This window comes from Corynebacterium pollutisoli (genome assembly GCF_900177745.1).
Lineage (GTDB): Bacteria > Actinomycetota > Actinomycetes > Mycobacteriales > Mycobacteriaceae > Corynebacterium > Corynebacterium pollutisoli.
This window is the reverse complement of the sequence record NZ_FXAR01000006.1, coordinates 12,700-34,865: the sequence shown is the minus strand read 5'-3', so window position 1 is coordinate 34,865 and position 22,166 is coordinate 12,700. Positions and strand designations below refer to the sequence as shown.

The window sequence follows — 22,166 nt, the reverse complement described above, 5'->3', positions numbered from 1 at the left end:
AACCACAGTGTTGTAACCTGAAGCAGTTGCACCTTACGGAGCAACGGCGGACTGTGGCGCAGCTTGGTAGCGCACTACACTGGGGGTGTAGGGGTCGCAGGTTCAAATCCTGTCAGTCCGACAAATAGCAGGTCAGCGTTCTCGCTGGCCTGTTTTTGGTTTTCCGGGAAGCGACGACAGCACGGACGACCCTAGAACGGTGGCGGATTCATCCACGGGATGTGGTGTTCCGGTTCCTCGGGTTTCTCCGGTGGCGGGGCGTTCATCTGCTCCTGGTAGGACTCGAACCGCTCGGCAGCCGCTCGGGCTGATAGGTACTCCCGTCGCCGCTTCCGGCGCTGGCGGTATGTCTGCACCCAGCGCTTCTGCTTGGGAGCCAGGGGTCCGGTGGCCTCGTCCACCGCGTAGGTGCCGTCGGCGAACAGCCAGTAGACGTCGCCGGTGTGGGGGTCGAGGAGGTAATGGATCTCCTCGTCCGTCTTCCGGTTGTGGTGGTGCCGGCAGAGCATCGCCATGTTCGCTGCGGTGGTGGGCCCTCCGTCGTCGTGGTTGATGCGGTGGTCGGCGTCGCAGTGTGTCGCCTTCCGGTTGCACCCCGGCCAGCGGCAGATCCAGTCCCGGCCGATGAGGTAGGCACGGATGGGCACAGTGGTCTCGTAGGCCCCAGTGCGGGCCGTCTTCGCGTGCCGCATGCTGATGGTCCGGGTGACGCGCTTGCGCAGTACGGCGGCCGCCTGCGGGGTGAGCAGTCCGCGCACGGGGTGGAAGACGGGGTTGTCGGCCTCCTCCACTCCCTCATCGTCAGCCTGGTAGAGCATCATGGTGGCCTTGGTGGTCACATCGTCGAGGATGAGCGACGTGAGGGCCTCCGCCTTCGAACAGTCGCGGTCCGCGGCGGCCTGGTCGACCGCCTCCAGGATCTCGGTACCGGTGGCCTGATCCGTGATGAGTTCAATTCGCACGGAACCGTCGGACAGATCCTCGGCGTGCAGCGTTGAGGTCGGTTTGTCCTCCGGGGGCGGCAAGGACGACATGAGCTCCGCGGGATTCTCGCACGGCTGGGGCCCCTCCTTCTCAGGTGCATCCGGGCCCACCGGGGTGCCCTCGCTCCAGGGATCGTCCTGCGGCGCTGCCAGCTCCTCCACGCTGCGGATGGTCGACATGACCGTGTCCTTGATCGCGGACGAACTGGGCAGCAGCTGGTGGGCGCGCGTCGGGGTGAAGCGGTGGATGAGGTCCTCGTCGAGGGCCTTCCAGAAGTAGTGGTCCGCCTGGAGTGCGAGGGCGGCGGACGACACCGCCCTCTCGATGGTGCAGAGATGATTCATTCCCAAGAGGAAAGTCTCCTCCACCAGCGCCTTCAACTGCGGGAGGCGGTCGAGCACGGCCAGCGCGTCGAGGTTCTGGGTGATCTGGTGCTTCGTCGCACCGATCTTTGAGTACAACTCTGCGCTCAGGGCGGTCCAGTCCGCGCCGTCGCGCACCTCGACCTCCGGCTGGCAGCTACGCCACATGAAGTACTCCGCCGACACCCGCGCCCGACGGGCACCCCGGTACGGATTCGACTCCGCAAGTACCGACCATGACGGCTCAACCACAACAATCACCCCCCCCAACGCCTCTCGTTCGTACGTTCGAAACCCAACCTAAACCACCCACCGAACATGGGGGTGACCAACGGGGGTAGTCGCCACAAACCGGGAGGTCAGGGCACAATAGAAGGCATGACCGAGCAGATGACCTCCGGCGGCTACGAGGAGTTCACCTCACAGGACGGCCTCGTCCTGGCACTGTTCTGGTCCACCTCCTGTGGACCGTGCCTGCGCTTCCGCCGCATCTACCGGGCCGTCGACGGGCAGTTCCCCGACATCCCCTTCGGCGAGGCGGAGATCGAGATCCAGCAGCGCCTGGTGAGGGACCTCGAGATCTCCACCATCCCGGTGCTCCTCGTCTTCCGCGACGGCGAACTCATCTACCGCGATCCCCCGTTCCATTCGCTTAACGACGCCCCGCCCTTCCTCGACTTCATGTACAGCGAGGAGAAGTTCGTGGACTTCGTGGAGAGCCTGCGGACATGAGCGAACCCCCGCTGCGGTGGGCAGCGGGGGCGTCGATAAGCGGGGTCTAGCCGAGGAACGCCTTGTCGGAGAGCGTGGCGCCCTTGATGTTCGCGAACTCCTGCAGGAGGTCACGGACGGTGAGCTTGGACTTCATCTCGGAGTCGGCCTCGTAGACGATCCGCCCCTCATGCATCATGATGAGGCGGTTGCCCAGGCGGATGGCCTGCTCCATGTTGTGGGTGACCATGAGGGTGGTCAGCCCGCCCTCGGAGACGATGCGCTCGGTGAGGCCGGTGACCAGCTCGGCCCGCTGGGGGTCGAGGGCGGCGGTGTGCTCGTCGAGAAGCATGATCCGGGGGTTGGTGAAACCGGCCATGAGCAGCGACAGCGCCTGGCGCTGACCACCGGAGAGCAGGCCCACCTTGGCGGACAGGCGATTCTCCAGGCCCAGCTCGAGGGACTTGAGCTTCTCGACGAACTCGTCGCGACGCTTCTTCGTCAGACCCCGGCCCAGGCCACGGCCCTTACCGCGCAGCAGCGCCAGGGAGAGGTTTTCCTCGATGGTGAGGTTGGGGGCGGTGCCCGCCAACGGATCCTGGAAGACGCGACCCACGTAGCGGGCACGCTTGTACTCCGGGAGCTTGTTGACCTTCTTGTCGTCGATGAGCACCGTGCCCGTGTCGACGAACAGACGACCCGCGACGGCGTTGAGCAGCGTGGACTTACCGGCACCGTTGGAGCCGATGACGGTGACGAAATCCCCCTCGTCGAGGGTCAGGTCCAGCTCGTTGAGGGCCACGCGCTCGTTGACCGTGCCCGGGAAGAACGTCTTGGAGATGTTCTCGATCTTCAGCATCAGGCAGCCACCTTCGCACCGGCCGCCGCAGCCGCCGGCTTCCTGTTGAAACGGGACGTCAGGCCCTTCCAGCGGGGCACGAGAAGCGCCACGATGACCAGCAGGGCGGTGATCAGTTTCATGTCGTTGGGGTCGAGGCCCACCTGCAGCGCCAGGAAGATGATGATGCGGTACAGCACGGCACCCACGATGACGGCGTACACCGCCAGCCACAGGAAACGCTGGCCGAGGATGGCCTGGCCCATGATGACCGACGCCAGTCCGACGAGGATGAGGCCGATACCCATGGAGATGTCCGCGAAGCCCTGGTACTGGCCGACGAGCGCGCCGCACATGCCGACGAAACCGTTCGACAGCGCCAGGGTGAGGGTCTTGGTGTAGTCGGTGGACACACCGAAGGAGGTGATCATCGGGCCGTTGTCACCCGTCGCACGGATGGACAGGCCCAGATCGGTGGTGAGGAACCACACGACCACCAGGCCCAGCACCGCCACGACGGCGAGGAGAATGGCGGCACCGACCCAGGTGCCCAGCAGACCGGCCTCACGCAGCGGCGTGAACAGGGTCTCCTGGCGCAGCATCGGGATGTTGGCGCCACCCATGATGCGGAGGTTGATCGACCACAGGGCGATCATGGTGAGGATACCCGCGAGGAGGCCGTCGATACGGCCCTTCGTGTGGAGCAGTCCGGTGACGACACCGGCGAGGAAGCCGGTGACGAAGCCGGCGAGCGTCGCCAGCAGCGGCGGCCACCCGTTGAGGATGCCGACCGCAGCGGTGGCTGCGCCCGTGGTGAAGCTGCCGTCGACCGTCAGATCGGGGAAGTTGAGGACCCGGAACGTCAGGAAGACGCCCAGGGCCATCACCCCGTATATGAGGCCGACCTCGACGGCGCCGATCATACGGTCTCGGCCTCGTCCAGGATCTCCTGCGGGATGGTCACGCCGAGACGCTCAGCGGCGTCCTCGTTGATGACGTAGGTGAACTCGGTGGCCTTCTCGACGGCCATGGACGCCGGGTCCTCGCCGTCCTGCAGGATGCGCAGGGCCATCTCGCCGGTCTGGCGGCCCAGCTCGGTGTAGTCGATGCCCAGGGTGGCGACGGCGCCGCCCTCGACGGTGCCGGCCTCGGCGGCGATGACCGGGATCTGCTTCTGCTCGGCCACCTGGACGAGGGAGGCGATGCCGGCCACGACCATGTTGTCGGTCGGGACGTAGATGGCGTCGACGTCACCCAGGGCCTCGACGGCCTGCTGGATGTCGTTGGCGGTGGTCACGGTCTGGGTGACGATCTCCAGGTCGCGCGGGCCGGCGGCCTCCTGGGCCAGATCGACCTGGACCTGCGAGTTGACCTCACCGGAGGCGTAGACGATGCCGACCTTCTGAGCGTCCGGCACGAGCTCCTTGAGCAGGTCGAGCTGGTCCTCGATCGGGGCGACGTCGGAGGTGCCGGTGACGTTGCCGCCCGGGGCCTCCTCGGAGTCGACGAGCTCGGCGGAGACCGGGTCGGTGACGGCGGTGAACAGGACCGGGATGTCGGTGATGTTCTGGGCGGTGGCCTGGGCGGCCGGGGTGGCCACGGACAGAACCAGGTCGAGGTCCTTGCCGGCGAACTGCTGGGCGATGGTCAGGGCGGTGGCCTGCTCGCCGTTGGCGTTCTGCTCGTCGTAGGTGACCTCGACGCCGGCCTCGTCGAGGACCTCCTTGAAGCCGGCGGTGGCGGCGTCGAGGGCCGGGTGCTGGACGAGCTGGTTGATGCCGATGGAGTAGGCGTCGTCACCGGAGGCTGCGGTGGTGGTCCCGTCCGAGTCGGTGCCGGAGTCGGAGGTGCAGGCGGTGAGGAAAAGTGCGGCGGCCGCGAAGCCGGCCACTACCTTGGTGCGTGAGAACATGGGGGTTCCTTCCAGGGGCCAAGTGTGACGTGTTACGGGGATAAATCTACTTGTCCAAGTCGTCACACGGGCCATTACCCTCCGACTAACCCCCGAACACCTCCGTTCCGGGGCGGGGCTCGCCCGGTTCCGCGGTCGGCGGGGGCACCGGCTCACGCACGATGAGGCACTCCGGCTCGATGGTGACGGTGAAGGCGGTGACCTCCCCCACCTCGTCCCCGTCGACCTCGAACACCTCCGGCTTCGGCAACGACACTTCGAGGCGGGTGCCCGTGGCGTACTGCAGCTCCTCGATGTCGCCGGAACCCCCGGTGAGCTGCTCGTCGCGGCGACGCAGGCGGTTGATCACCTTGCGCCCCATCTGGGTGGCGAGGCGGCCGACGATGAGACCCCACCCGGGCAGCCCCTTGGGGCGCAGGGCGACGAGGTCGAAATGGCCGTCGTTGGCCACGGCGTCGGGGAGCAGCGGGACGCTGGCCACCAGGTCGCCACAGTTTCCGACGATGAGCGAGTGGACGCGGGTGCGGCGGACGGGGGCATCGTCGAGCTTCCAGGTCAGGTGCAGGCGACGGCCGCCCGTGAGCGACTTCGCGATGGCGACACCGTAGGCGAGGAAACCGATCTTCTTCTTCAGGTCATCGTCGGTGTTGACGATCATCTGGGCGTCGATGCCCACGCCGGCCATGACGACGAAGTCGAGCTCCTCGGACTCGCCGTCGGGGAGGGTGAGAAGGGCGGTGCAGACGTCGATGCGCGTGTCCTGCCCGGAGAACGCGGTCTCGATGGCCTCGGGCACATCCAGCGGCAGCTTGAGGTTGCGGGCCAGCAGGTTGCCGGTGCCGACGGGGATGATCGCCAGCGTGGACCCCGTGCCGCGCAGGGCGGCCGCGACGGCGCGGACCGTGCCGTCACCACCCGCGGCGAAGATCATGTCGTAGCCCTCCTCGGCGGCCTGCTGGGCGGGCGCGAAACCGGGGTCCTCGACGGAGGTCTCCCGGAACTCCGGGTCCTCCCAACCGTGCCGCCGGGCGGCGTCGATGACCTGCTGCTTCATCTCCTCCGGCTCGCCCTTGACGGGGTTGAAGATGACCGCCACGCGCCGAGTTGTGTTGCCATTCATAAGGTCCACGCTACACGCCGAAGAACGCCCGTAACTCCGCTGTCGCCTCCTTCGGCCACACGTGCGCCCCGCCACCGACACGCACGTGGACCAGGGGCAGCCGGCAGCCCTGCCAGTGCTGGACGATGACGTCCTGACTCCGCCTGGTCATGGTCGACCGGGTGCAGCCGTTGTTCTCCGCCACCCGGTCGAGCACCACCGGGACCGGTTCATACCGCTCGCCGTGGCGGGTGCCTCCGTAGTAGTGGATCGTGCGGTCATCGGTGCCGTGGATGTCCAGACGGGCGACGGGTTCGGTGGTGCAGCCGAGGTGGATCGCCTCATAGTAGGCGGCACCTACCGGGGCGACCGCATGGAAGGTCTCCGGCAGGTGGCAGCCCAGGTAGGCGGCGAAGCCACCGCCGTTGGAGAAGCCGGTGGCGAAGATGCGCGAGCCGTCGACCGGGTACTCGTCACGCACGTGATCGAGGAGCACCCGGGCGAAGCCGAGGTCCTCCTCCCCGCTCGTCGCCGCGTACGGGGCCGGTGCCCAGGCCTGCTCCACACCCTCCGGGTAGACGACGATGGCATTCACGCTGTCCAGCCCGCTGACCTGCTCCATCGTCTCCGCCGACTCCCTCCACCCGTGGAAGGCGAACACCACCGGCCACTGCCTGCCGCGGTGGAACCCGGCGGGCGTCGAGACGCGGAACGTCCGGTCGCGTCCGTCGACGGAGACGGTTCCCGTCACCGTCTTCTGCGGGGCACCGACGCTTCTCGACGCCACCGGCTCCTCCACCGGCGCCGTGCACCCGGTGAGCAGAAGCAGGGTGACGAGCATGACGAACAGTCTCACGCGCGCCCCTTCGACCACGCCGCCCACAGGTCGGTGTAGCGGCCGCCCCGGGCGACAAGTTCCTCGTGGGTGCCGCACTCGACGACCTCCCCGGCCTCCATGACGAGCACCTGGTCGGCCTGCGCGGCCTGGTCGAGGCGGTGCGCGACAACGAGGGCCGCGCGGTCCCGGGTGACCACCTCGGCGGCGGCCTCGAGGTCGCCGGCGCCGGCGGAGCCCGATTCGGCGGTGGCCTCATCCATGACGACGACCTTCGGGTCGAGCAGGAGAATGCGGGCCAGGGCCAGCTGCTGCGCCTCGACGGGGTCGAGCTGGTGGCCGCGGGCGCCGATCTCGGTGTCCAGGCCGTCAGCCAGCTGACCGTACCAGTGGGCGTGGACCCGCTCGAGAGCGTCGACGAGCTCGGCGTCGGTGGCGTCCGGGCGGGCCAGGGTGAGGTCCTCGCGGAGGGTGCCGGAGAACACGTGGACGTCCTGGGAGATCATCGCGAGGCGGGCGACGCGCTCGGCGTCGGAGAGGGAGGAGACCTCGACACCGTCGACAAGCACGGTCCCCTCGTCGGGGACCCGCAGACCGGCGAGGAGGGCGGCGACCGTCGTCTTGCCGGCGCCGGAGGCACCGACGAGCGCCACCGTCTCCCCCGGGCGGATGCTCAGGGACACGTCGCGCACCGCCCAGTCGCCGCCGTAGGAGAAGCTCACGTCACGCATGTCGACGACGCCCTCCGGGGCGCGGGCACCGGAGTCCGCGACGGGGGCCGGCGGGTCGATGACCACGCCGACGATACGGGTGAGGGAGGCGTAGCCGGACTGCACGGTGTCGAGCACGCGCATGAACATCATGAGCGGACCACGCAGGCGGATGAGCATGAGCATCGCGGCCGTGACCGCACCCACGGTGAGGTCACCGTTGCGCACCGCCGTCCAACCGACGATGAGACCACCGGCGAGAATGAGGAACTCACCCACCGACATCCACACCTGCAGGACGATCATGGTGAGACGGGCCGAGAACCCGTGGTCGACGACCGCCTGGGAGGTGACCCGGATGCGCTCGTGCATCTCGGACTCCATCCGGTACGCGCGGACCGTGGCCTGGCCGTGAATGGCCTCGAGCAGCTTGCGGGCACGGTCCGCCATGGACGCACGCTCGGCGGCGTAACGCCCCGGGGCCACCGCCAGGTAACGGCGCGACGCGATCCAGTACAGCGGGGCGACGACGACCAGCACCAGCAGGAACCGCCAGTTGAGCGTCACCAGGGCCACCGACGTCGCGAGGATGGTGAACAGCGAGCTCGACAGGATGGGCACCGTCTCCGTCACCGCGGACGACAGCACGGCGACATCATCCGTCGAGCGGGACACCAGGTCACCCGTGCCGGCGTCCTCGACGCGGTGCACGGGCAGACCGAGGGCCGTGCCCACCATCTCCTCGCGCAGGTGCGCGATGACGCGCTCGCTCAGCCGCGAGACGTAGAAGAACCCGGCGGCGCTGAGCCCCGCGCCGGCGACGGCGGCCGCGACCAGCCAGGCCACGGCCTCCCACAGGCTCTCACCCCGGATGACGATGTCGACGATCCGACCGAGCTGCCACGGCACCGCGACCGTCGCAGCCGCACCGAGGCTGAGCAGGAGCAGCGCCAGCAGGCCCTGACGACGCGCGCCGGGCACGCGGGCGATCTGGCGGCCCACCTCGCGGCGGACCTGCCAGAGATCGGCGAGCGGGAACCTCATGCCGTCACCACCCTGTCGGCCACGGCCTTCCAGGCCGGCGCATCGGAGTAGACGATCGTCGGTCTCCCGCTGCGCGCGGCGGCCACGCGTTCGCTGATGCGCACCTCCGTCACCGAATCGACGGCGGTCGTGGGGTCCTGCAGAATGAGGATCTCCGGGTCCGCCGCGATGGCGCGGGCCAGGGCCACGCGCTGACGCTGACCACCGGAGAGGTTACGGCCGTTCTCCCCGACCTCCCGCTCCGGTCCGCCGGGGATGTCCTCCACGGCCGCGACCTCGAGGGCACGGCGGGCGCGGTCCGGATCCGGGTGGACGTTGTCCAGCACGGAGCCGTCGAAGAGGTCCGCCGCGTGTGGGGCCACGACGACCCGGTCGCGCGGGGCGAGGATGAGCTCCTCCGGCGCCGGACCGGTGACCACGGTGAGACCGGTGGGCAGGTCGGGGACGTCCGTGTGCTCCTCCTCCAGTGCGTACGGGGCGGCCAGTACCTCGCGGATACGACGCCCCGAGGCCTGCGCCGCAGCCCAGCGGGAGGCGATGTTCTTGCCCAGCATGGTCATCGGCATGATGACGAACTGCGTGAGGCCGATGGCGGTGATGAGCTCACCGATGCTCATCTGACCGTCGAGCGCCAGCCACGCCGCGGCCACCGCGACCGCGATGACGTAGAGCGAACCGGTGGCGTCGGTCGTGGCGTTGAGCCGGGCCTGTGCGAGGTTGGCGTCGACGGTGCGCTCGTAGGCCTCGTCGGAGACCCGCAGGTAGCGGCTGCGGACGGTGTCCACCGCGCCGAGTCCCTTGAGGATGCGCAGACCCTGCACCACGTCGGTGGCGGTCGCCGCGGCGCGGGCCAGGGCCGCCTGCCGCTTCCCCGAGCGCCGACGGAGCGGACCCGCCGCGACCAGCGCGATCCACACGAGCAACGGCCCGCCGATGAGCACCGCGATGCCCAGCGGCACACTGATGTAGAGCATCATGATGCCCACGTAGAGCACCGACGCGACCTCCGCCACGGGGAACACGGTCATGAACACCGCATCCGCCACGCGCTGGGTGTCCGAGGACGCGATCGACAGCAGTTCGCCCGGCGTGCGCCGCCGACCGCCGACGCCGCGGGGATCCTGGATGCGGTCGGTGACCACCATACGCAGGTCGTGCCCGATGACCAGGATCGACCGGTTGAGCAGGCGGCGGCCGAACCAGCTGGCCACCATGCCCATGATGAACGTGCCCGCCAGCACCCCGATCCACCAGAACACGCGGTCCAGGTCGTCGATCGCCCGGCCGATGATCACCGGCGACAGGCCGTTGGACAGGAAACTGACCGCCATGAAGATGCCCGCCGGTACCGTCCAGCGCCAGCGGGAGAGGACGGTCTTGGGGAGCCAACGGGGATCGTCGGCGGCGGGGAGTCGGGCCATGATCGGCTATCTTACTTGGCGTGACCCTCTCCCCCGCCTTCCGGAAGGCGTCCACCAAGGACACCCCGGAATTCGCCGACGCCGCCCACCGCCGTGAGTCCGCATGGGCGTTCCGCAGCGGCGCCGACACATACGACGACGTGCGTCCCGGTTATCCTCCCGCGGTGCTGGAGCTTGTCGACGGCTGCCGCACCGTCGCCGACCTCGGTGCCGGCACCGGCAAGCTCACCGCCCCGCTTATCGACGCCGGCCACGACGTCCTGGCCTCCGACCCCTCACCGGACATGGTCCGGGTGCTCCGCTCACTGCCCATCCCCGTGTGGCGGTCCACCGCCGAGGCCACCGGCCTGCGCGCCGCCTCCGTCGACGCCGTCACCTGCGCCCAGACCTGGCACTGGGTCGACGCCGCCGAGGCCTGCGCCGAGCTGGACCGCGTCGTCCGCCCCGGGGGTCGGGTCGTACTGGTGTGGAACAACCTCGACGTCTCCCACCCGTGGATCCTGCGCCTGGCCCGCATCATGCACTCCGGCGACATCCAGCGCCCGGGGTTCATCCCGGAGGTCCACGCACCGTGGCACCTGGCGGGCGAGCTGCGCACCACCTGGGTGCAGCACCTGTGCGTGGAGCAGCTCTTCGACCTCATGGCCTCCCGGTCCTACTGGCTCAAGTCCGGTCCGGAGGTGCGGAAGCGCATGACGGAGAACCTGCGCTGGTACCTCTTCGACCGTCTCGAGTACCAGCCCGGGCAGCTGCTGGCCATCCCCTACCGCACGGATGCGTTCGTGCTGGAGCGCTAGTCCACGCCGACCCCGTCGACACCCACCCAGAATGTCCCGCCCTGCGGCGTGGTGAACGTCGCCCGCTCGCCATCGTGCTCGATGGTGAAGCCGTAATGGTGGTAGGTGCCCGGTGGGGTGGACTGGGCGTTCTCACCGGCCAGGCCGACGTTCGAGGCGTTGTGGCCCTTGACGACAGGCTGGGCGCCGCTGACGTCAAAGAACACGGCGTTGGACTGCACCGTCGAGCCCTCCATATTGGGGAAGTCCAGGTCCCATGCGTCGCCGCAGGTGTAAGTGACATCGGACGTGCCTTCGTAGCAGATGACCGACCCACCGTTATCGAACTCCAATCTAATGAACGGGACGAGGATCTCTCCCCCGAAAATCTCTGAATAATTGGAAGCGTCAATAACCCTCGTCTCCGCTCCTTCGACGAGAAATCCCCTCAGGTCCCGGGGCATGAGACACCCCAATGAATCTTCATCCGGTACGAAACACAGCAGTGGACTCATGAGGATGACTTCTCCGACCTCGAGAGCAGGACCACCCCCGTAGAAGTGACCCGGGTAGCTGCCAGGATCCAGCTCCCAGCTGAACTCCTCGGGTGACTGGGTAGCGAACATCACCGTCGAACCGCGCGGCGACTCAAGTCCCTCGTTGACACACCCGCCTCCGAACTCAGGCGAAGGACCCGAACTGACGGACTGCTCGACGATCTGACACTCGATCTCCCCGTCGGGGGAAGAAAATAGGTACGTTTCGGTGCCCTCACTGAAACGCTCCACGTCTTCGACCAATCTGTACCGGGTTCCGCTCAGGGGCGCCGTCGCGGCGTCCGCGGGGCATCCGAGGAGGCTCCTGCAGCGACCTCCTCTGTCACTACCTCGGTGACCACGACGACGTCGTCAGCGGAACCCGTACAGCCGGCGAGCACCAAAGCTCCCGCAGCCAGGACCCCCACTACCGAGGCACGCAGCTTCATGAAACCAAGCCTGTCTGGCGCGATTCCACCGCTCTAGATAACTGTCGAACTTCTCCTCATCCAGCTCGATGCCGTACCCCCGGGGGAAGGCGGCGTCCTGCCCCTCCATTCCGTTCCAGGCCAGGGACTGGACTGCCGGCGCAATGTCGGCCCAGCGGTCGTCGACACCGAGGTTTCCCAGGTCGACGGTCCCCACGAACCCGAGATCCGCCCCGAGGAGCCAGTTGGGGTTGCACGCGTCACCGTGGCAGACGACGAGGTCCTCGTCCCCACGTAGCGGTCCCCACACGAAGGGGCAGCCGGTCACGGGCACCGCATCGTGGAACATCCGCAGCGCCCGGCCCAACGCATGCGCAGCGGCGCCGGGATCGGCGGGATTAAGCGGCGGGGCGGCGTCGATAAGCGTCGTGTGCAGATGATCCGGGCCGACGCCGAGGACGCCGGGAACGTGGAACGGCAGATCAAGGCTGCCGAGCCAGGCGAGGCGCTCGGCCTCCGCGGCGTGATGACCGGGGCCGACCTTGAGGTACGAATGGGACAGGCGCCACGTGACGCCGCGAAGGCCGCTGACCCACACCGGGGTCGCGTCCGCGGAGAGGGCGCGGACCAGCGGCGGCGGGTCGATGGGACCGGTGGGGACGGTCATCTGTCACCGAACCCGTCGCCCCCCACCCAGAAGCTCTTCCCCTCCGACGTGGTGAACGTCGCCCGGGTGCCGGTGTTTTCGAAGGTCAAGCCCGCGGAAAGAACACTCCCCGGCCCGCGCCCTGCGCCTGGGCCTGGAACTCGCCCATGTCACCGGTCCCGTGCCCGTCCTCCGCACCGCGGTAGAAGCTCACCGCGTTGGAGCCGGGCGGAAAGTCCAGGCCGGTCGCGCCGCCGCAGTTGAAGTAGTCGTCGTTGCGGTCGCAGAAGATGTGCCCGCCGTTGTCGAAGTCGAGCCGCACCAGTTCACCGATGATCTCGCGGGTACCGTCGGGGTGCTCCAGGATGTTGACCGCATCGTCCCAGTGGAACTCCCGGTAGGCCCCGTCGGCGAGTTCGAAGCCCTCTCCCCCGTACACGTCGACGCACGCCAGCGCGCCGGGGCGCGCGCAAAAGCACGTCAACGGGCCGAAGCGCACCAGTTCACCTGAGTGGAGGGTGTGGTGGTCATTGCCTCAGCGCCGCGGCAGGGAAGGACTCGCGTCGGAGGAGAAGGAGTCGTCGCCGTGCTGCGAGAAGATGATGAGGGATTCGTCCTCACGCCCCGGGCTCCACGAGACGCACTCCCCCGCCCGTGGGTCGAGAACCGTGTCCATCCCGGCCAGCGCGGGAAACACCTCGCACTCGGTCACCCCGTCGGAGGAAGCGAAGGTGTGCCCGCGGCCCCCGGCGAAAGGCTCGGCAGGAACCTCCCGGTAGAGAGGCTCCGCCGGGGTTGCCGCTTCGGTCACCGTCACCACCTCGGTGACGACGACACCTCCTCCGACGCGCAGGCCCCCAGGGGCAGCACCGCCAGGGGGCGGCGAGGACGCGGCGCAACGGGCTACTTCCGGGCGCGTCGCTCGCGGATACGCACCGCGATGCGCACCGGCGAACCGTGGAAACCGAAACGCTCGCGGAACTTGCGCTCCAGGTAGCGGCGGTAACCGGCGTCGAGGAACCCGGTGGTGAACAGGACGATCACCGGCGGGCGGGTGGATGCCTGCGTGGCGAACATGACGCGCGGCAGGCGGCCAGCCTTCATCGGCGGCGGGTTCGCGGCGATGGCCTCGCGCAGCCAGTTGTTGAGCTGGCCGGTGGAGATGCGCTTGTCCCAGCTCTCGAGGGCCTCGATCATGGCGGGCTCGAGTCTCTGGAGAGCGCGGCCGGTCTGCGCGGAGATGTTGATGCGGGTCACCCACGGCAGGTGGCCGAGCTGCTGGTCGATCTCGCGGTCGAGGAGGTCACGGCGGTCCTCGTCCATGAGGTCCCACTTGTTGAACGCGATGACCAGTGCCTTGCCGGACTCCAGCACCATCGCCAGGACGCGCTGGTCCTGCTCGGAGATGGGCTCGGAGGCGTCGATGAGCATGACGCACACCTCGGCGGCGTCGATGGCGGCGCGGGTGCGCAGGGAGGCGTAGTACTCGTGGCCCTGCGCGGTCTTGACCTTCTTGCGCAGGCCGGCGGTGTCGACGAACTTCCACAGCTTCTGCTCCAGCTGCACGAGGGAGTCGACCGGGTCGACGGTGGTGCCGGGCACGTTGTCGACGACGGAGCGCTCCTCCTTCGACACCTTGTTGAGCAGAGAGGATTTGCCCACATTCGGCTTACCGACGAGCGCCACGCGACGCGGCCCCTCGGTGATCGACGCCGCGCGCGGCTTCTCCGGGAACAGGCGCAGCACCTCGTCGAGGACGTCGGCGCCGCCACGGCCGTGGAGCGCGGAGACCGGCCACGGGTCGCCGAGGCCAAGCGCGTAGAACTCCGCCATGTCGGCGTAGAGGGAGTCGGAGTCGAACTTGTTCGCCACGAGGAGAACCGGAACCTCGGCCTTCTGCAGCTTCTTCGCCATGACGGCGTCGGTCTCGGTGATGCCGACCTTCGTGTCCACGACCATGACGATGACGTCCGCGGTCTGCATGGCCACCTCCGCCTGGCGGGCGATGGCCCCGTGGATCCCCTTGACGTTGGGGTCCCAGCCGCCGGTGTCCTGGACGAAGTAGCGGCGGCCGCCCCACTCCGCGATGTAGGAGATGCGGTCACGGGTGACGCCGGGGAAGTCCTCGACGACCGCTTCCCGACGCCCCAGGAAGCGGTTGACCAGCGTCGACTTGCCCACGTTGGGACGGCCGACGATGGCGACGGTGCACAGCTCCTCCTCGAGGTGTTCGTTGTGCTCGACGCCCAGCTTCTCCTCGAGGGCGGCCCACTCCTCCTCGGTCATGTCCTCGAAGTCGTACTCCTCGATCTCGAAGTCCTCGTCGGCCCACTGCTCGGCGTCGGTGAGTTCGGACTCGTCGATGTCGTGCTCACCCGGGAAGATGAACTCGGTCTCCATCTCGTCGTTGTTGTCGGTCATCGCTGCGACTCCTTCACAAGGTTGATGAGGGTCTCGAGCACCTGGTCGAGGGTCATCTCGGAGGTGTCGATGAGGTGCGCGTCCTCTGCGGGGCGCAGGGGCGAGGTGGTGCGCGAGGAGTCGAGCTCGTCGCGGCGGATCACATCCGCGAGCACGGTGGCGAAGTCCGCCTCCCGACCGGCGGAGCGATCCTGGTTGTAGCGGCGGCGGGCGCGGATCTCCGGGGAGGCGGTGAGATAGGCCTTGACGGGGGCGTCGGCAAGCACGACGGTGCCGATGTCCCGACCCTCGACGATGGCGCGGTGCGCCTGAGCAGCGAGACGACGCTGCAGGGCGACGAGATTCTCGCGGACCTCCGGCACCGCGGAGACGGCGGAGACATTCTGGGTGACCTCACGACCGCGGATCTCGGCAGCGACGTTCTCCCCGTCGAGAAGCACTTCGGTGGAATCCGGATCGTCGTTGACGGCCAGCGGCAGATCGCGGGTGGCCGCGATGACGGCCTCCGTGTCGGTGGGGTCGACGCCTGCGCGGAGCACCGCGAGAGTGGCGACCCGGTACATGGCACCGGTGTCGACGTACTTGGCGTCGAGTCGCTTGGCCAACGCGCGGCAGGTCGTCGACTTGCCGGTGCCGGAGGGGCCGTCGACGGCGAGGATGAGGCCGCCGTCGGGCATGTTCGAGAAGGTCACAGCTGCACCGCCTTGAAGAGGGAGGTCAGTTCGGAGTTGTTGAGTGCGCGCAGGGAACCCGGCTTCTGCTCACCGAGCTGCACGGTGTGGATCTTGGTGCGCACCAGGCGCTGGACAGGGAACCCGGCCTCCTTGAGCATGCGGCGCACGATGTGCTTGCGTCCCTCGTGCAGCTCGATCCTGAGCAGCGACTGGCCCTCATGCGTGTCGACGATCTGGACGTAGTCGGCCTTCGCCGGGCCGTCCTCCAGCTCGATGCCCTTCTTGAGGGTGGTGACCAGGCGACGGTCGGCCTCGCCCAACACCGTGGCCAGGTACGTCTTCGACACCTCGTACTTCGGGTGCATGAGGCGGTTGGCCAGCTCGCCGTCGTTGGTGAGCAGGATGAGACCCTCGGTGTCGGCGTCGAGACGGCCGACGTGGAACAGGCGCTGACCGGAGGCGACCTTCTCGGCGACGAAATCGCCGACACACAGACGGCCCTCGTCGTCGGACATCGTGGAGAGCACACCCCGCGGCTTGTTGAGGATGAAGTACTCCAGGTCCTCGTTGACGTGGATGCGCACCCCGTCGACGCGGATGACGTCGACGTTCGGGTTGACGCGCACACCCTGCCTGGTCACGATCTCCCCGTTGACCTCGACCCGGCCCTTCTCGATGAGGACCTCCGCGTGGCGGCGGGAGGCGACACCGGCCTGGGCCAGCACCTTCTGCAGGCGCACGCCCTCGGTGGCGGGCTGATCGTCATAGAGCCAGTCGGCGCCGAGGCTCTCGGCGACCGAGCGGGCGGAGGCCTGTCGCTTCTGCGGTGAGACGTTCTGGCGGCGGGCGGGGCGGGCGTTGGACAGCGGAATCTCGGAGGCCCGCAGCTTCCTGGGCTGCTGGTCCTTGTCCGGTGTGCCGTCACGGCGAGCGGGTGGGGTCACGGGAATCGTGTCCTATCTTCAGGTATGCAATTGGTTCCGCTCCACCCTACCGGACAGACCCTTAAAACTCCTCGTCGATGGACTCGACGTCCGGCAGCAGCGGGGCCAGGTCGGGCAGACGGTCGAGGGAGTCGATGCCCAGCAGTTCGAGGAACAGTTCCGTCGTCTCGTAGCGGTGGGCACCGGTGGCCGGCTCCACGTCCACCTCGCGGATGAGTCCGCGCAGCTGGAGGGTGCGCATGACGCCGTCGACGTTGACGCCGCGCACCGCGGAGATCTGCGAGCGAGTCGCCGGCTGCCGGTAGGCGACGACGGCCAGAGTCTCCAGGGCGGCGCGGGAGAGCTTCGTCTGCGAGCCGTCGAGGAGGAACTGCTCCACCACCGGGGCGTTGGCCTGCCGGGTGTACAGGCGCCAACCCCCCTGGGTCTCCCGCAGGTCGAAGCCGGAGCCGCGCTCGTCGAACTCGGCGGCCGTGGCCCTGAGCAGGCTCTCGACGGTCGCCTCCTCCGCATCGAGCACCCGCGCCAGGGTGGCCACCGACGCCGGGGTGTCGATGACCAGCAGCACCGACTCCAGCTGGGAACGCAGTTGGCTGATCATTCCCGGCCCCATTCGGACCACGACCCCTCGTACACGGCCAGATCCTCGTACCCGGCGACAGTGGCGGCGAGGGCGTCGACACAGGCGGTGACCCCGGAACCGCAGGAGAACGTGAGGTCGCGGCGCTCACCCGCCACGTCAGCGAAGAGTGCCTTGAGCTCTGCGGCGGGACGCAGGTGGCCGTCCCGGTACACCTCGGTGTACGGCAGGTTGACCGAACCGGGGATGTGTCCGGAACGCAGGCCGGGCCGCGGCTCGGGCTCGCTGCCCGCGAATCGTCCGGCGGAGCGGGCGTCGACGACCAGGCGTCCGTCCTGTTCCACGTCGGCGCGGTTGCGCAGAAGCTCCGGTCGCGGCTGCGCGCTCAGGTGTCCTCCCCCGCGGGGTGCCGCGAACGGGGCGAGCTCTCCCCCGGCCTCCCGCCAGGCGGCGAGCCCGCCGTCGAGAACGCGGGCCTCGATGCCTGCGACCTTCGCCAGCCACCACACGCGGGGCGCGGTCGCACCGGCCGCGTCGCCGTAGACCACGACCGGGGTGTCGTCGGAGACGCCGTAGGACTCGAAGAGTGCCTGCACGTCCGCGGGCACCGTGTGCGGCAGATCGGAGGAAGAGTCGGAGAAGTCCCCCTCGAGATCCGCCAGGTGGGAACCGGGAATGCCGTGGGTCGGCGGGGTCGGGCCCATGGAGGCGCACAGGACGACCGCATCCCGCAGGGCGCGCAGTTCTTCGACCGTCATCATCGGGTTCATGGCTGCCAGTCTAGGCAGGCCGCGTTGTCGTGTACTCCGACTCCCGCCCGCATCCCGGCTGTCGGGCCTGCCGGGGCACAGCGGAGTACGTCCGTACGCGCCCTGGAAAATCTGCCGAAATACACACACCAGCCAATGTGATGTGTGTAACATTTCCCCATGGCTACGATCACACGCACTGAACGACTCATCCTCATGCCCCTGAGCGCCAAGCACGACGCCGAGGCCTACAAGGTCTACAGCGACAAACGCATCTGGGAGCACCGCCCGCAGGCGCGTCACGAGTCCGTCAAGGAGACCCACCAGCTCATCGGCCGCACCCAGGCCTCCTGGGCCGCCAAGGACCTCGGACCGTGGGGCGTCTACATGCGCGACCAGCCCTCCGAGTTCATCGGGGTCGGTGGCATCGAGCTCGTCGACGGCCGCGTCTGGGACCTCAAGTACCGCTTCCGCCCCGACAAGTGGGGCAACGGTTTCGCCACCGAGGTTTCCGAGGCCGCCCTCAAGGCCGCCAAGCGCATGGACCCGGACACCCCGGTCACCGCGCGCATCACCACCAACCACCCGGCCTCGGCCCGTGTCCTCGAGAAGGTCGGCCTGCGCCCGGTGTGGGAGGGCCGCCGAATCGGCACAGGCGACGACCCGTCCGAGCCGGACGTCCGCATCTACGCCGACCGCGAGCTCCCGGAGGAGATCCTGGAGTTCCTCAAGGCACGTCCCTGAGTGCCCGGCGGGCAGGCAGCCCAGCAGTGGTACCCCGGTCACCCGCGGCAGCTCGGTGAGGTTCTCCCGGGTAGCCAGGTCCGGTTCCGCCGGCAGGCTGCCCCCGATGAGGCCGATCACCTCGAGCCCGCGGGCACGCGCCGCCCGGACGGTCAGTTCCGCCGCGTTAAGACTGCCTAACCCGAGCGAGGTCACGACGAGGAGCGGGGCACCCACATCTGCGGCGAGGTCGGCGAGAGTGAGGTCATCGGCGAGGCGCACGAGCAGCCCGCCGGCCCCCTCCACGAGCACCGTCCGTCCGGGGGCCTCGAGGCCCCGCAACCACACCCCGAGTTCCTCGCGCGTGACCTGCCGCTGACCCGCGCGCCGGGCGGCGATGTTCGGGGCCAGCGGCTCAGGGTAGCGGGCGTACTCCACGCCGGGCACCCCGGTGAGCGCCGCGATGGTCGCCACATCCCCCTCGCCCGGTCCCGTCTGTACCGGCTTGGCGGGGAGCACGTCGATCCCGCGATCGCGCAGGACACTGACCAGGGCCGCGGTGGCGATCGTCTTGCCGACGTCCGTCCCCGTGACGGTCACCATGATGATCATGCGCGCACCGCCGCTGCCACGCCGCGGCAGATCTGCGCCACCTCCTCGTCCGTGCAGATGTAGGGCGGCATGGTGTAGATGAGACGCCCGAAGGGCCGCAGCCACACCCCTCCGCGAGGGCCGCCCGCGTGGTGGTCGCCGTGTCCACCGGCTCCGCCATCTCGACGACGCCGATCGCACCGAGCACCCGTACGTCTTCCGCCAGCCCCCGCAGTGGCTCGAGGCCGACCCTGAGGCCCGCTTCGATCCGGGCGACGTCCGCGCGCCACGAACCCGCGGCCAGGAGATCGAGCGACGCTCCGGCCACGGCGCACGCCAACGGGTTGGCCATCAAGGTCGGACCGTGCATGAGCGTGGGGATCGCCGCCGCCACCTCCGCGGTGCAAAGGGTGGCGGCGAGGGACATGAAACCACCGGTCAGCGCCTTGCCCACGCACATGATGTCGGGCTGCACGCCCGCCCCGTGGGTGGCGAACATCTCCCCCGTTCGGCCGAGGCCGGTGGCGATCTCGTCGGCGATGTACAGGATGCCGTGCCGGTCGCAGATCTCCCGGATCCCGGCGACGAGCGCCGGATCGTGGAACCGCATCCCATCCGCACCCTGGACAACGGGTTCGATGATGACGGCGGCGACGGTGGCGTCGACAAGCATCTCGAAACGGTCGAGATAGTCGCCTACCCCGTCGGTGTGCGGGGCGGGGGCGAAGACCTGTTCGGCGAGGGTGCCGGCCCACAGGGAGTGCATGCCACCGTCGGGGTCGCAGACGCTCATCGCGGCGAAGGTGTCGCCGTGGTAGCCGGAACGCCACGTGAGCAGGCGGGTGCGTTCCGGGTGGCCGATGCCGCGGGAGTACTGGAGCGCCATCTTCACGGCGACCTCGACGGCGACGGATCCGGAGTCGGAGAAGAACACATGCGGCAGGCCGGTCATGTCCACCAGGCGGGTGGCGAGGCGGACGGCGGGTTCATGGGTGAGCCCGCCGAACATGACGTGGCTCATCCGGCCGATCTGCTCCGTGGCGGCGGCCACGAGGGCGGGGTGTCCGTGGCCGTGGACGGCGGCCCACCAGGAGCTCATGGCGTCGATGACGCGGCGGCCGTCGGCCAGCCGGAGGTGGATGCCGTCGGTGGCGGTGACGGGCAGGTTGGTGGTGTGGGCGGGGGTGTAGGGGTGCCACACGTGGACGTGGTCGAGCCTCCGAATGTCGGCGGGGTCCAAGAATCTCCTTTGAACGTTGTTCAATTCAGGCTACCGTCCGCAACCTCGATTGAACGATGTTCAGGTACCCCTGCCTGGGACCCGACCCTAGTCCCAGTTCTTCGCGGCCACCACGGCCGGATCCACATCCAACCCGGTCCAGCTGACGGAGAGCTCCCCGAGCGCCTCCTCCTGCAGGGTCTCCACGGCCTGCGCCTTGTACAGCTCCAGCAGTGCGAGGAACCGGCCGACCACCTCCATCGACACCGTGCAGTCCCGGGTCAGTGCCTGGAACGTGAGCCAGTGCCCGGACCCCATGAGCCGCAGTGTGTCGAGGATCCGCCCCGCCTGCTCCGGGACCGACACCGCCACCTGGTGGATGTGTGCGGTCCCCACCTCCTCCGGCGGGCGCGGCCGGAACACCCCGGCCGCCATCTCGGCGAACTGCGCGGGGCCCAGCCCGATGGTCACCGGCGGCAGAAGGTCGGCGAACTGCGGCTCCACGGCCACCGCCCGCGGGTACCGGCGCTGGGCCTTCTTCTGCCACTCGGCGAACAGGTCCGCCACCTGCTTGTACGCGCGGTACTGCAGCAGCCGGGCGAAGAGGAGGTCGCGCATCTCCAGCAGGGCGAGATCCTCCAGGTCATCGACCTCGCCGCGGGGCAGCAGGCGCGCCGCCTTGAGGTCGAGCAGGGTGGCGGCCACGACGAGGAACTCGGTCGTCTCGTCGAGGTCCGCGGTCTCCCCCAGGGCGCGCGTGTAGGCGATGAACTCGTCGGTGACCTCCGACAGCGCCACCTCCGTGACATCGAGCTTCTTCGCCCCGATGAGCTGTAGCAGCAGATCGAAGGGCCCCTCGAAGTTGGCCAGGGCGACCCGGAATCCCGGGATCTCCAGCTGCTCCCCGGTCACCGGTTGGCGGTCCGCTCCAGCACCTCGAGCGCGAGGTTGCGGTACTGCTCGGCGCCCTGCGAGGACGGGGCCCAGCTGATGATCGGCTCGCCCGCCACGGAGGTCTCCGGGAATCGCACCGTGCGGGTGATCACCGAGTCGAAGACCTTGTCCCCGAACACCTCTACCACCCGCGACATGACCTCGCGGGCGTGGGAGGTGCGGCGGTCGAACATGGTGACCAGGATGCCCAGGATCTCCAGGTCGAAGTTGAGGCGGTCACCGACCTTCTCCACCGTGTCGGTGAGCAGGGCCAGGCCACGCAGCGAGAAGTACTCGCACTCCATGGGAATGATGACGCCGTGCGAGCACGCCAGGGCGTTGACGGTGAGCAGGCCGAGCGAGGGCTGGCAGTCGAGGATGATGAAGTCGTACTCCTTCATCACCGGGCGCAGCGCGCGGGCCAGGGTCTGCTCGCGGCCGACCTCGTTGACCAGCTGGATCTCCGCCGCGGACAGGTCGATGTTGGCCGGCACCAGATCCATGTTCCCCACGGAGGTCTGGTGGATGGCGGAGTGGATGGAGGTGTGGTTGTCCAGCAGCAGGTCGTAGACGGTGATGTCGAGCTCGTCGTGTGCCACACCGAGACCGGCCGACAGGGCACCCTGCGGATCGAGGTCGACGAGGAGCACCTTGCGCCCCTGCTCGGCCAGGCAGGCACCCAGATTGATGGTCGACGTCGTCTTACCGACACCGCCCTTCTGGTTGCACATCGAGATGATCGTCGCAGGTCCGTGCCTGTCCAGGGGAGCCGGCTGCGGCAGCTCGCGTACCGGGCGGCCGGTCAGACCGAGCTCGACGCCGGGATCCTGGAACAGTCCCTCTCGGCTCACAGTCATACCCTCTTCCTTGACCTCGCTGCTGACACTGCTTACATCGTTGTTGTTTAACAGGGTACATCCTCCCGGCCGCACACCGCGGAGACACGGCGCAGGCACTTTCTGTCTACCCTCCTGACTTGACCTTGCGCCCTACGGAGCCGTGCCCTACGCTCAGAACCATGCATCTGTAC

22 protein-coding genes, 1 tRNA gene and 2 pseudogenes are annotated in these 22,166 nt (G+C 68.6%); 4 read left to right on the top strand and 21 right to left on the bottom strand.

The features are described from left to right. Positions 1 to 47: 47 nt before the first annotated feature. Positions 48 to 121: transfer RNA gene (locus B9Y70_RS08810), tRNA-Pro, on the top strand. A gap of 70 nt (positions 122 to 191) precedes the next feature. Here the strand turns inward: B9Y70_RS08810 and B9Y70_RS08805 are convergent. Further along, positions 192 to 1,514 carry an HNH endonuclease signature motif containing protein gene (locus tag B9Y70_RS08805; protein WP_143337589.1) on the bottom strand — a complete coding sequence of 441 codons (1,323 nt, stop codon included), beginning with the start codon at positions 1,512 to 1,514 and terminating at the stop codon, positions 192 to 194. 210 nt (positions 1,515 to 1,724) lie between these two features. Here B9Y70_RS08805 and B9Y70_RS08800 point away from each other — a divergent pair, with 210 nt between their 5' ends. Then, positions 1,725 to 2,078, top strand: coding sequence for a thioredoxin family protein (locus B9Y70_RS08800; RefSeq protein ID WP_159449800.1), 354 nt, complete (start codon positions 1,725 to 1,727; stop codon positions 2,076 to 2,078). 46 nt (positions 2,079 to 2,124) lie between these two features. Here the strand turns inward: B9Y70_RS08800 and B9Y70_RS08795 are convergent, their stop codons facing one another. From B9Y70_RS08795 to B9Y70_RS08765, 7 genes are all read right to left on the bottom strand, one after another. Continuing rightward, positions 2,125 to 2,916: an ABC transporter ATP-binding protein gene (locus tag B9Y70_RS08795; protein WP_085549898.1), complete on the bottom strand. Its 792-nt coding sequence runs from the start codon at positions 2,914 to 2,916 to the stop codon at positions 2,125 to 2,127. Then, positions 2,916 to 3,818, bottom strand: a complete 903-nt coding sequence (locus B9Y70_RS08790) for an ABC transporter permease (protein ID WP_085549897.1) — start codon at positions 3,816 to 3,818, stop codon at positions 2,916 to 2,918. Before B9Y70_RS08790 ends, B9Y70_RS08795 begins: the two co-directional genes overlap by 1 nt. Further along, positions 3,815 to 4,807, bottom strand: a complete 993-nt coding sequence (locus B9Y70_RS08785) for an ABC transporter substrate-binding protein (protein WP_085549896.1) — start codon at positions 4,805 to 4,807, stop codon at positions 3,815 to 3,817. Before B9Y70_RS08785 ends, B9Y70_RS08790 begins: the two co-directional genes overlap by 4 nt. A gap of 85 nt (positions 4,808 to 4,892) precedes the next feature. After that, positions 4,893 to 5,927, bottom strand: a complete 1,035-nt coding sequence (locus B9Y70_RS08780) for a diacylglycerol/lipid kinase family protein (protein WP_085549895.1) — start codon at positions 5,925 to 5,927, stop codon at positions 4,893 to 4,895. A 10-nt stretch (positions 5,928 to 5,937) separates the two neighbouring features. Continuing rightward, on the bottom strand, positions 5,938 to 6,762 hold the full coding sequence (locus B9Y70_RS08775) for a CE1 family esterase (RefSeq protein WP_143337588.1): 825 nt from the start codon (positions 6,760 to 6,762) through the stop codon (positions 5,938 to 5,940). Further along, on the bottom strand, positions 6,759 to 8,495 hold the full coding sequence (locus tag B9Y70_RS08770) for an ABC transporter ATP-binding protein (RefSeq protein WP_085549893.1): 1,737 nt from the start codon (positions 8,493 to 8,495) through the stop codon (positions 6,759 to 6,761). The genes B9Y70_RS08775 and B9Y70_RS08770 overlap by 4 nt, the downstream gene beginning before the upstream one ends. After that, on the bottom strand, positions 8,492 to 9,916 hold the full coding sequence (locus B9Y70_RS08765; RefSeq protein ID WP_085549892.1) for an ABC transporter transmembrane domain-containing protein: 1,425 nt from the start codon (positions 9,914 to 9,916) through the stop codon (positions 8,492 to 8,494). Before B9Y70_RS08765 ends, B9Y70_RS08770 begins: the two co-directional genes overlap by 4 nt. 20 nt (positions 9,917 to 9,936) lie before the next feature. Here B9Y70_RS08765 and B9Y70_RS08760 point away from each other — a divergent pair, with 20 nt between their 5' ends. Beyond that, positions 9,937 to 10,713, top strand: coding sequence for a class I SAM-dependent methyltransferase (locus B9Y70_RS08760; RefSeq protein WP_085549891.1), 777 nt, complete (start codon positions 9,937 to 9,939; stop codon positions 10,711 to 10,713). Here the strand turns inward: B9Y70_RS08760 and B9Y70_RS08755 are convergent. The 9 genes from B9Y70_RS08755 to B9Y70_RS08715 all read right to left on the bottom strand — a co-directional run bounded on the left by B9Y70_RS08755 (position 10,710) and on the right by B9Y70_RS08715 (position 17,691). Further along, positions 10,710 to 11,480 carry a hypothetical protein gene (locus B9Y70_RS08755; RefSeq protein WP_085549890.1) on the bottom strand — a complete coding sequence of 257 codons (771 nt, stop codon included), beginning with the start codon at positions 11,478 to 11,480 and terminating at the stop codon, positions 10,710 to 10,712. The genes B9Y70_RS08760 and B9Y70_RS08755 overlap by 4 nt on opposite strands. A gap of 120 nt (positions 11,481 to 11,600) precedes the next feature. Beyond that, the gene (locus B9Y70_RS08750; RefSeq protein ID WP_085549889.1) at positions 11,601 to 12,323 is read right to left on the bottom strand and encodes a phosphotransferase; all 723 of its coding nucleotides are present in this window, start codon (positions 12,321 to 12,323) and stop codon (positions 11,601 to 11,603) included. Positions 12,324 to 12,408: 85 nt separating this feature from the next. Next, complete coding sequence (locus B9Y70_RS08745; protein ID WP_143337587.1) at positions 12,409 to 12,801, bottom strand: hypothetical protein; 393 nt, start codon at positions 12,799 to 12,801, stop codon at positions 12,409 to 12,411. A gap of 36 nt (positions 12,802 to 12,837) precedes the next feature. Beyond that, positions 12,838 to 13,113 (bottom strand): hypothetical protein, encoded by a 276-nt coding sequence (locus tag B9Y70_RS08740; RefSeq protein WP_143337586.1) that lies wholly within the window; start codon positions 13,111 to 13,113, stop codon positions 12,838 to 12,840. A gap of 92 nt (positions 13,114 to 13,205) precedes the next feature. Next, on the bottom strand, positions 13,206 to 14,723 hold the full coding sequence (der, locus tag B9Y70_RS08735) for a ribosome biogenesis GTPase Der (protein WP_085549886.1): 1,518 nt from the start codon (positions 14,721 to 14,723) through the stop codon (positions 13,206 to 13,208). Continuing rightward, complete coding sequence (gene cmk / locus B9Y70_RS08730; protein ID WP_205410440.1) at positions 14,720 to 15,400, bottom strand: (d)CMP kinase; 681 nt, start codon at positions 15,398 to 15,400, stop codon at positions 14,720 to 14,722. Before cmk ends, der begins: the two co-directional genes overlap by 4 nt. An 11-nt stretch (positions 15,401 to 15,411) precedes the next feature. Next, positions 15,412 to 16,341 carry a pseudouridine synthase gene (locus B9Y70_RS08725; RefSeq protein ID WP_085549884.1) on the bottom strand — a complete coding sequence of 310 codons (930 nt, stop codon included), beginning with the start codon at positions 16,339 to 16,341 and terminating at the stop codon, positions 15,412 to 15,414. Positions 16,342 to 16,402: 61 nt separating this feature from the next. Beyond that, entirely contained in the window at positions 16,403 to 16,942 is a 540-nt protein-coding gene (gene scpB, locus B9Y70_RS08720; protein WP_085549883.1) for an SMC-Scp complex subunit ScpB, read from the bottom strand. Next, positions 16,939 to 17,691, bottom strand: coding sequence for a sulfurtransferase (locus tag B9Y70_RS08715; protein WP_085550021.1), 753 nt, complete (start codon positions 17,689 to 17,691; stop codon positions 16,939 to 16,941). The genes scpB and B9Y70_RS08715 overlap by 4 nt, the downstream gene beginning before the upstream one ends. 159 nt (positions 17,692 to 17,850) lie before the next feature. On the opposite strand from B9Y70_RS08715, the gene B9Y70_RS08710 reads away from it, so the two are divergent. Next, the gene (locus B9Y70_RS08710; protein WP_085549882.1) at positions 17,851 to 18,414 is read left to right on the top strand and encodes a GNAT family N-acetyltransferase; all 564 of its coding nucleotides are present in this window, start codon (positions 17,851 to 17,853) and stop codon (positions 18,412 to 18,414) included. Here the strand turns inward: B9Y70_RS08710 and bioD are convergent. The 4 genes and pseudogenes from bioD to B9Y70_RS08690 form a co-directional block, all read right to left on the bottom strand. Further along, a pseudogene (gene bioD / locus B9Y70_RS08705) lies at positions 18,388 to 19,005 on the bottom strand (dethiobiotin synthase); the annotation flags it as partial. The gene B9Y70_RS08710 and the pseudogene bioD sit on opposite strands and share 27 nt — an antisense overlap. Then, positions 19,002 to 20,224 (bottom strand): annotated as a pseudogene (locus B9Y70_RS08700) (adenosylmethionine--8-amino-7-oxononanoate transaminase). The pseudogenes bioD and B9Y70_RS08700, both read right to left, overlap by 4 nt. Before the next feature lie 87 nt (positions 20,225 to 20,311). Then, the gene (locus B9Y70_RS08695) at positions 20,312 to 21,115 is read right to left on the bottom strand and encodes a segregation and condensation protein A (RefSeq protein ID WP_240309199.1); all 804 of its coding nucleotides are present in this window, start codon (positions 21,113 to 21,115) and stop codon (positions 20,312 to 20,314) included. After that, positions 21,112 to 21,987 (bottom strand): ParA family protein, encoded by an 876-nt coding sequence (locus B9Y70_RS08690; RefSeq protein ID WP_420838448.1) that lies wholly within the window; start codon positions 21,985 to 21,987, stop codon positions 21,112 to 21,114. The genes B9Y70_RS08695 and B9Y70_RS08690 overlap by 4 nt, the downstream gene beginning before the upstream one ends. Positions 21,988 to 22,166: the final 179 nt, after the last annotated feature.

Excerpts from the sequence above, each read along its gene's own strand:
- B9Y70_RS08805 (WP_143337589.1), bottom strand. The coding sequence starts at position 1,514 with ATGTGGCGTAGCTGCCAGCCGGAGGTCGAGGTGCGCGACGGCGCGGAC.
- B9Y70_RS08800 (WP_159449800.1), top strand. The coding sequence starts at position 1,725 with ATGACCGAGCAGATGACCTCCGGCGGCTACGAGGAGTTCACCTCACAG.
- B9Y70_RS08795 (WP_085549898.1), bottom strand. The coding sequence starts at position 2,916 with ATGCTGAAGATCGAGAACATCTCCAAGACGTTCTTCCCGGGCACGGTC.
- B9Y70_RS08790 (WP_085549897.1), bottom strand. The coding sequence starts at position 3,818 with ATGATCGGCGCCGTCGAGGTCGGCCTCATATACGGGGTGATGGCCCTG.
- B9Y70_RS08785 (WP_085549896.1), bottom strand. The coding sequence starts at position 4,807 with ATGTTCTCACGCACCAAGGTAGTGGCCGGCTTCGCGGCCGCCGCACTT.
- B9Y70_RS08780 (WP_085549895.1), bottom strand. The coding sequence starts at position 5,927 with ATGAATGGCAACACAACTCGGCGCGTGGCGGTCATCTTCAACCCCGTC.
- B9Y70_RS08770 (WP_085549893.1), bottom strand. The coding sequence starts at position 8,495 with ATGAGGTTCCCGCTCGCCGATCTCTGGCAGGTCCGCCGCGAGGTGGGC.
- B9Y70_RS08765 (WP_085549892.1), bottom strand. The coding sequence starts at position 9,916 with ATGGCCCGACTCCCCGCCGCCGACGATCCCCGTTGGCTCCCCAAGACC.
- B9Y70_RS08750 (WP_085549889.1), bottom strand. The coding sequence starts at position 12,323 with ATGACCGTCCCCACCGGTCCCATCGACCCGCCGCCGCTGGTCCGCGCC.
- der (WP_085549886.1), bottom strand. The coding sequence starts at position 14,723 with ATGACCGACAACAACGACGAGATGGAGACCGAGTTCATCTTCCCGGGT.
- cmk (WP_205410440.1), bottom strand. The coding sequence starts at position 15,400 with ATGCCCGACGGCGGCCTCATCCTCGCCGTCGACGGCCCCTCCGGCACC.
- scpB (WP_085549883.1), bottom strand. The coding sequence starts at position 16,942 with ATGATCAGCCAACTGCGTTCCCAGCTGGAGTCGGTGCTGCTGGTCATC.
- B9Y70_RS08715 (WP_085550021.1), bottom strand. The coding sequence starts at position 17,691 with ATGAACCCGATGATGACGGTCGAAGAACTGCGCGCCCTGCGGGATGCG.
- B9Y70_RS08710 (WP_085549882.1), top strand. The coding sequence starts at position 17,851 with ATGGCTACGATCACACGCACTGAACGACTCATCCTCATGCCCCTGAGC.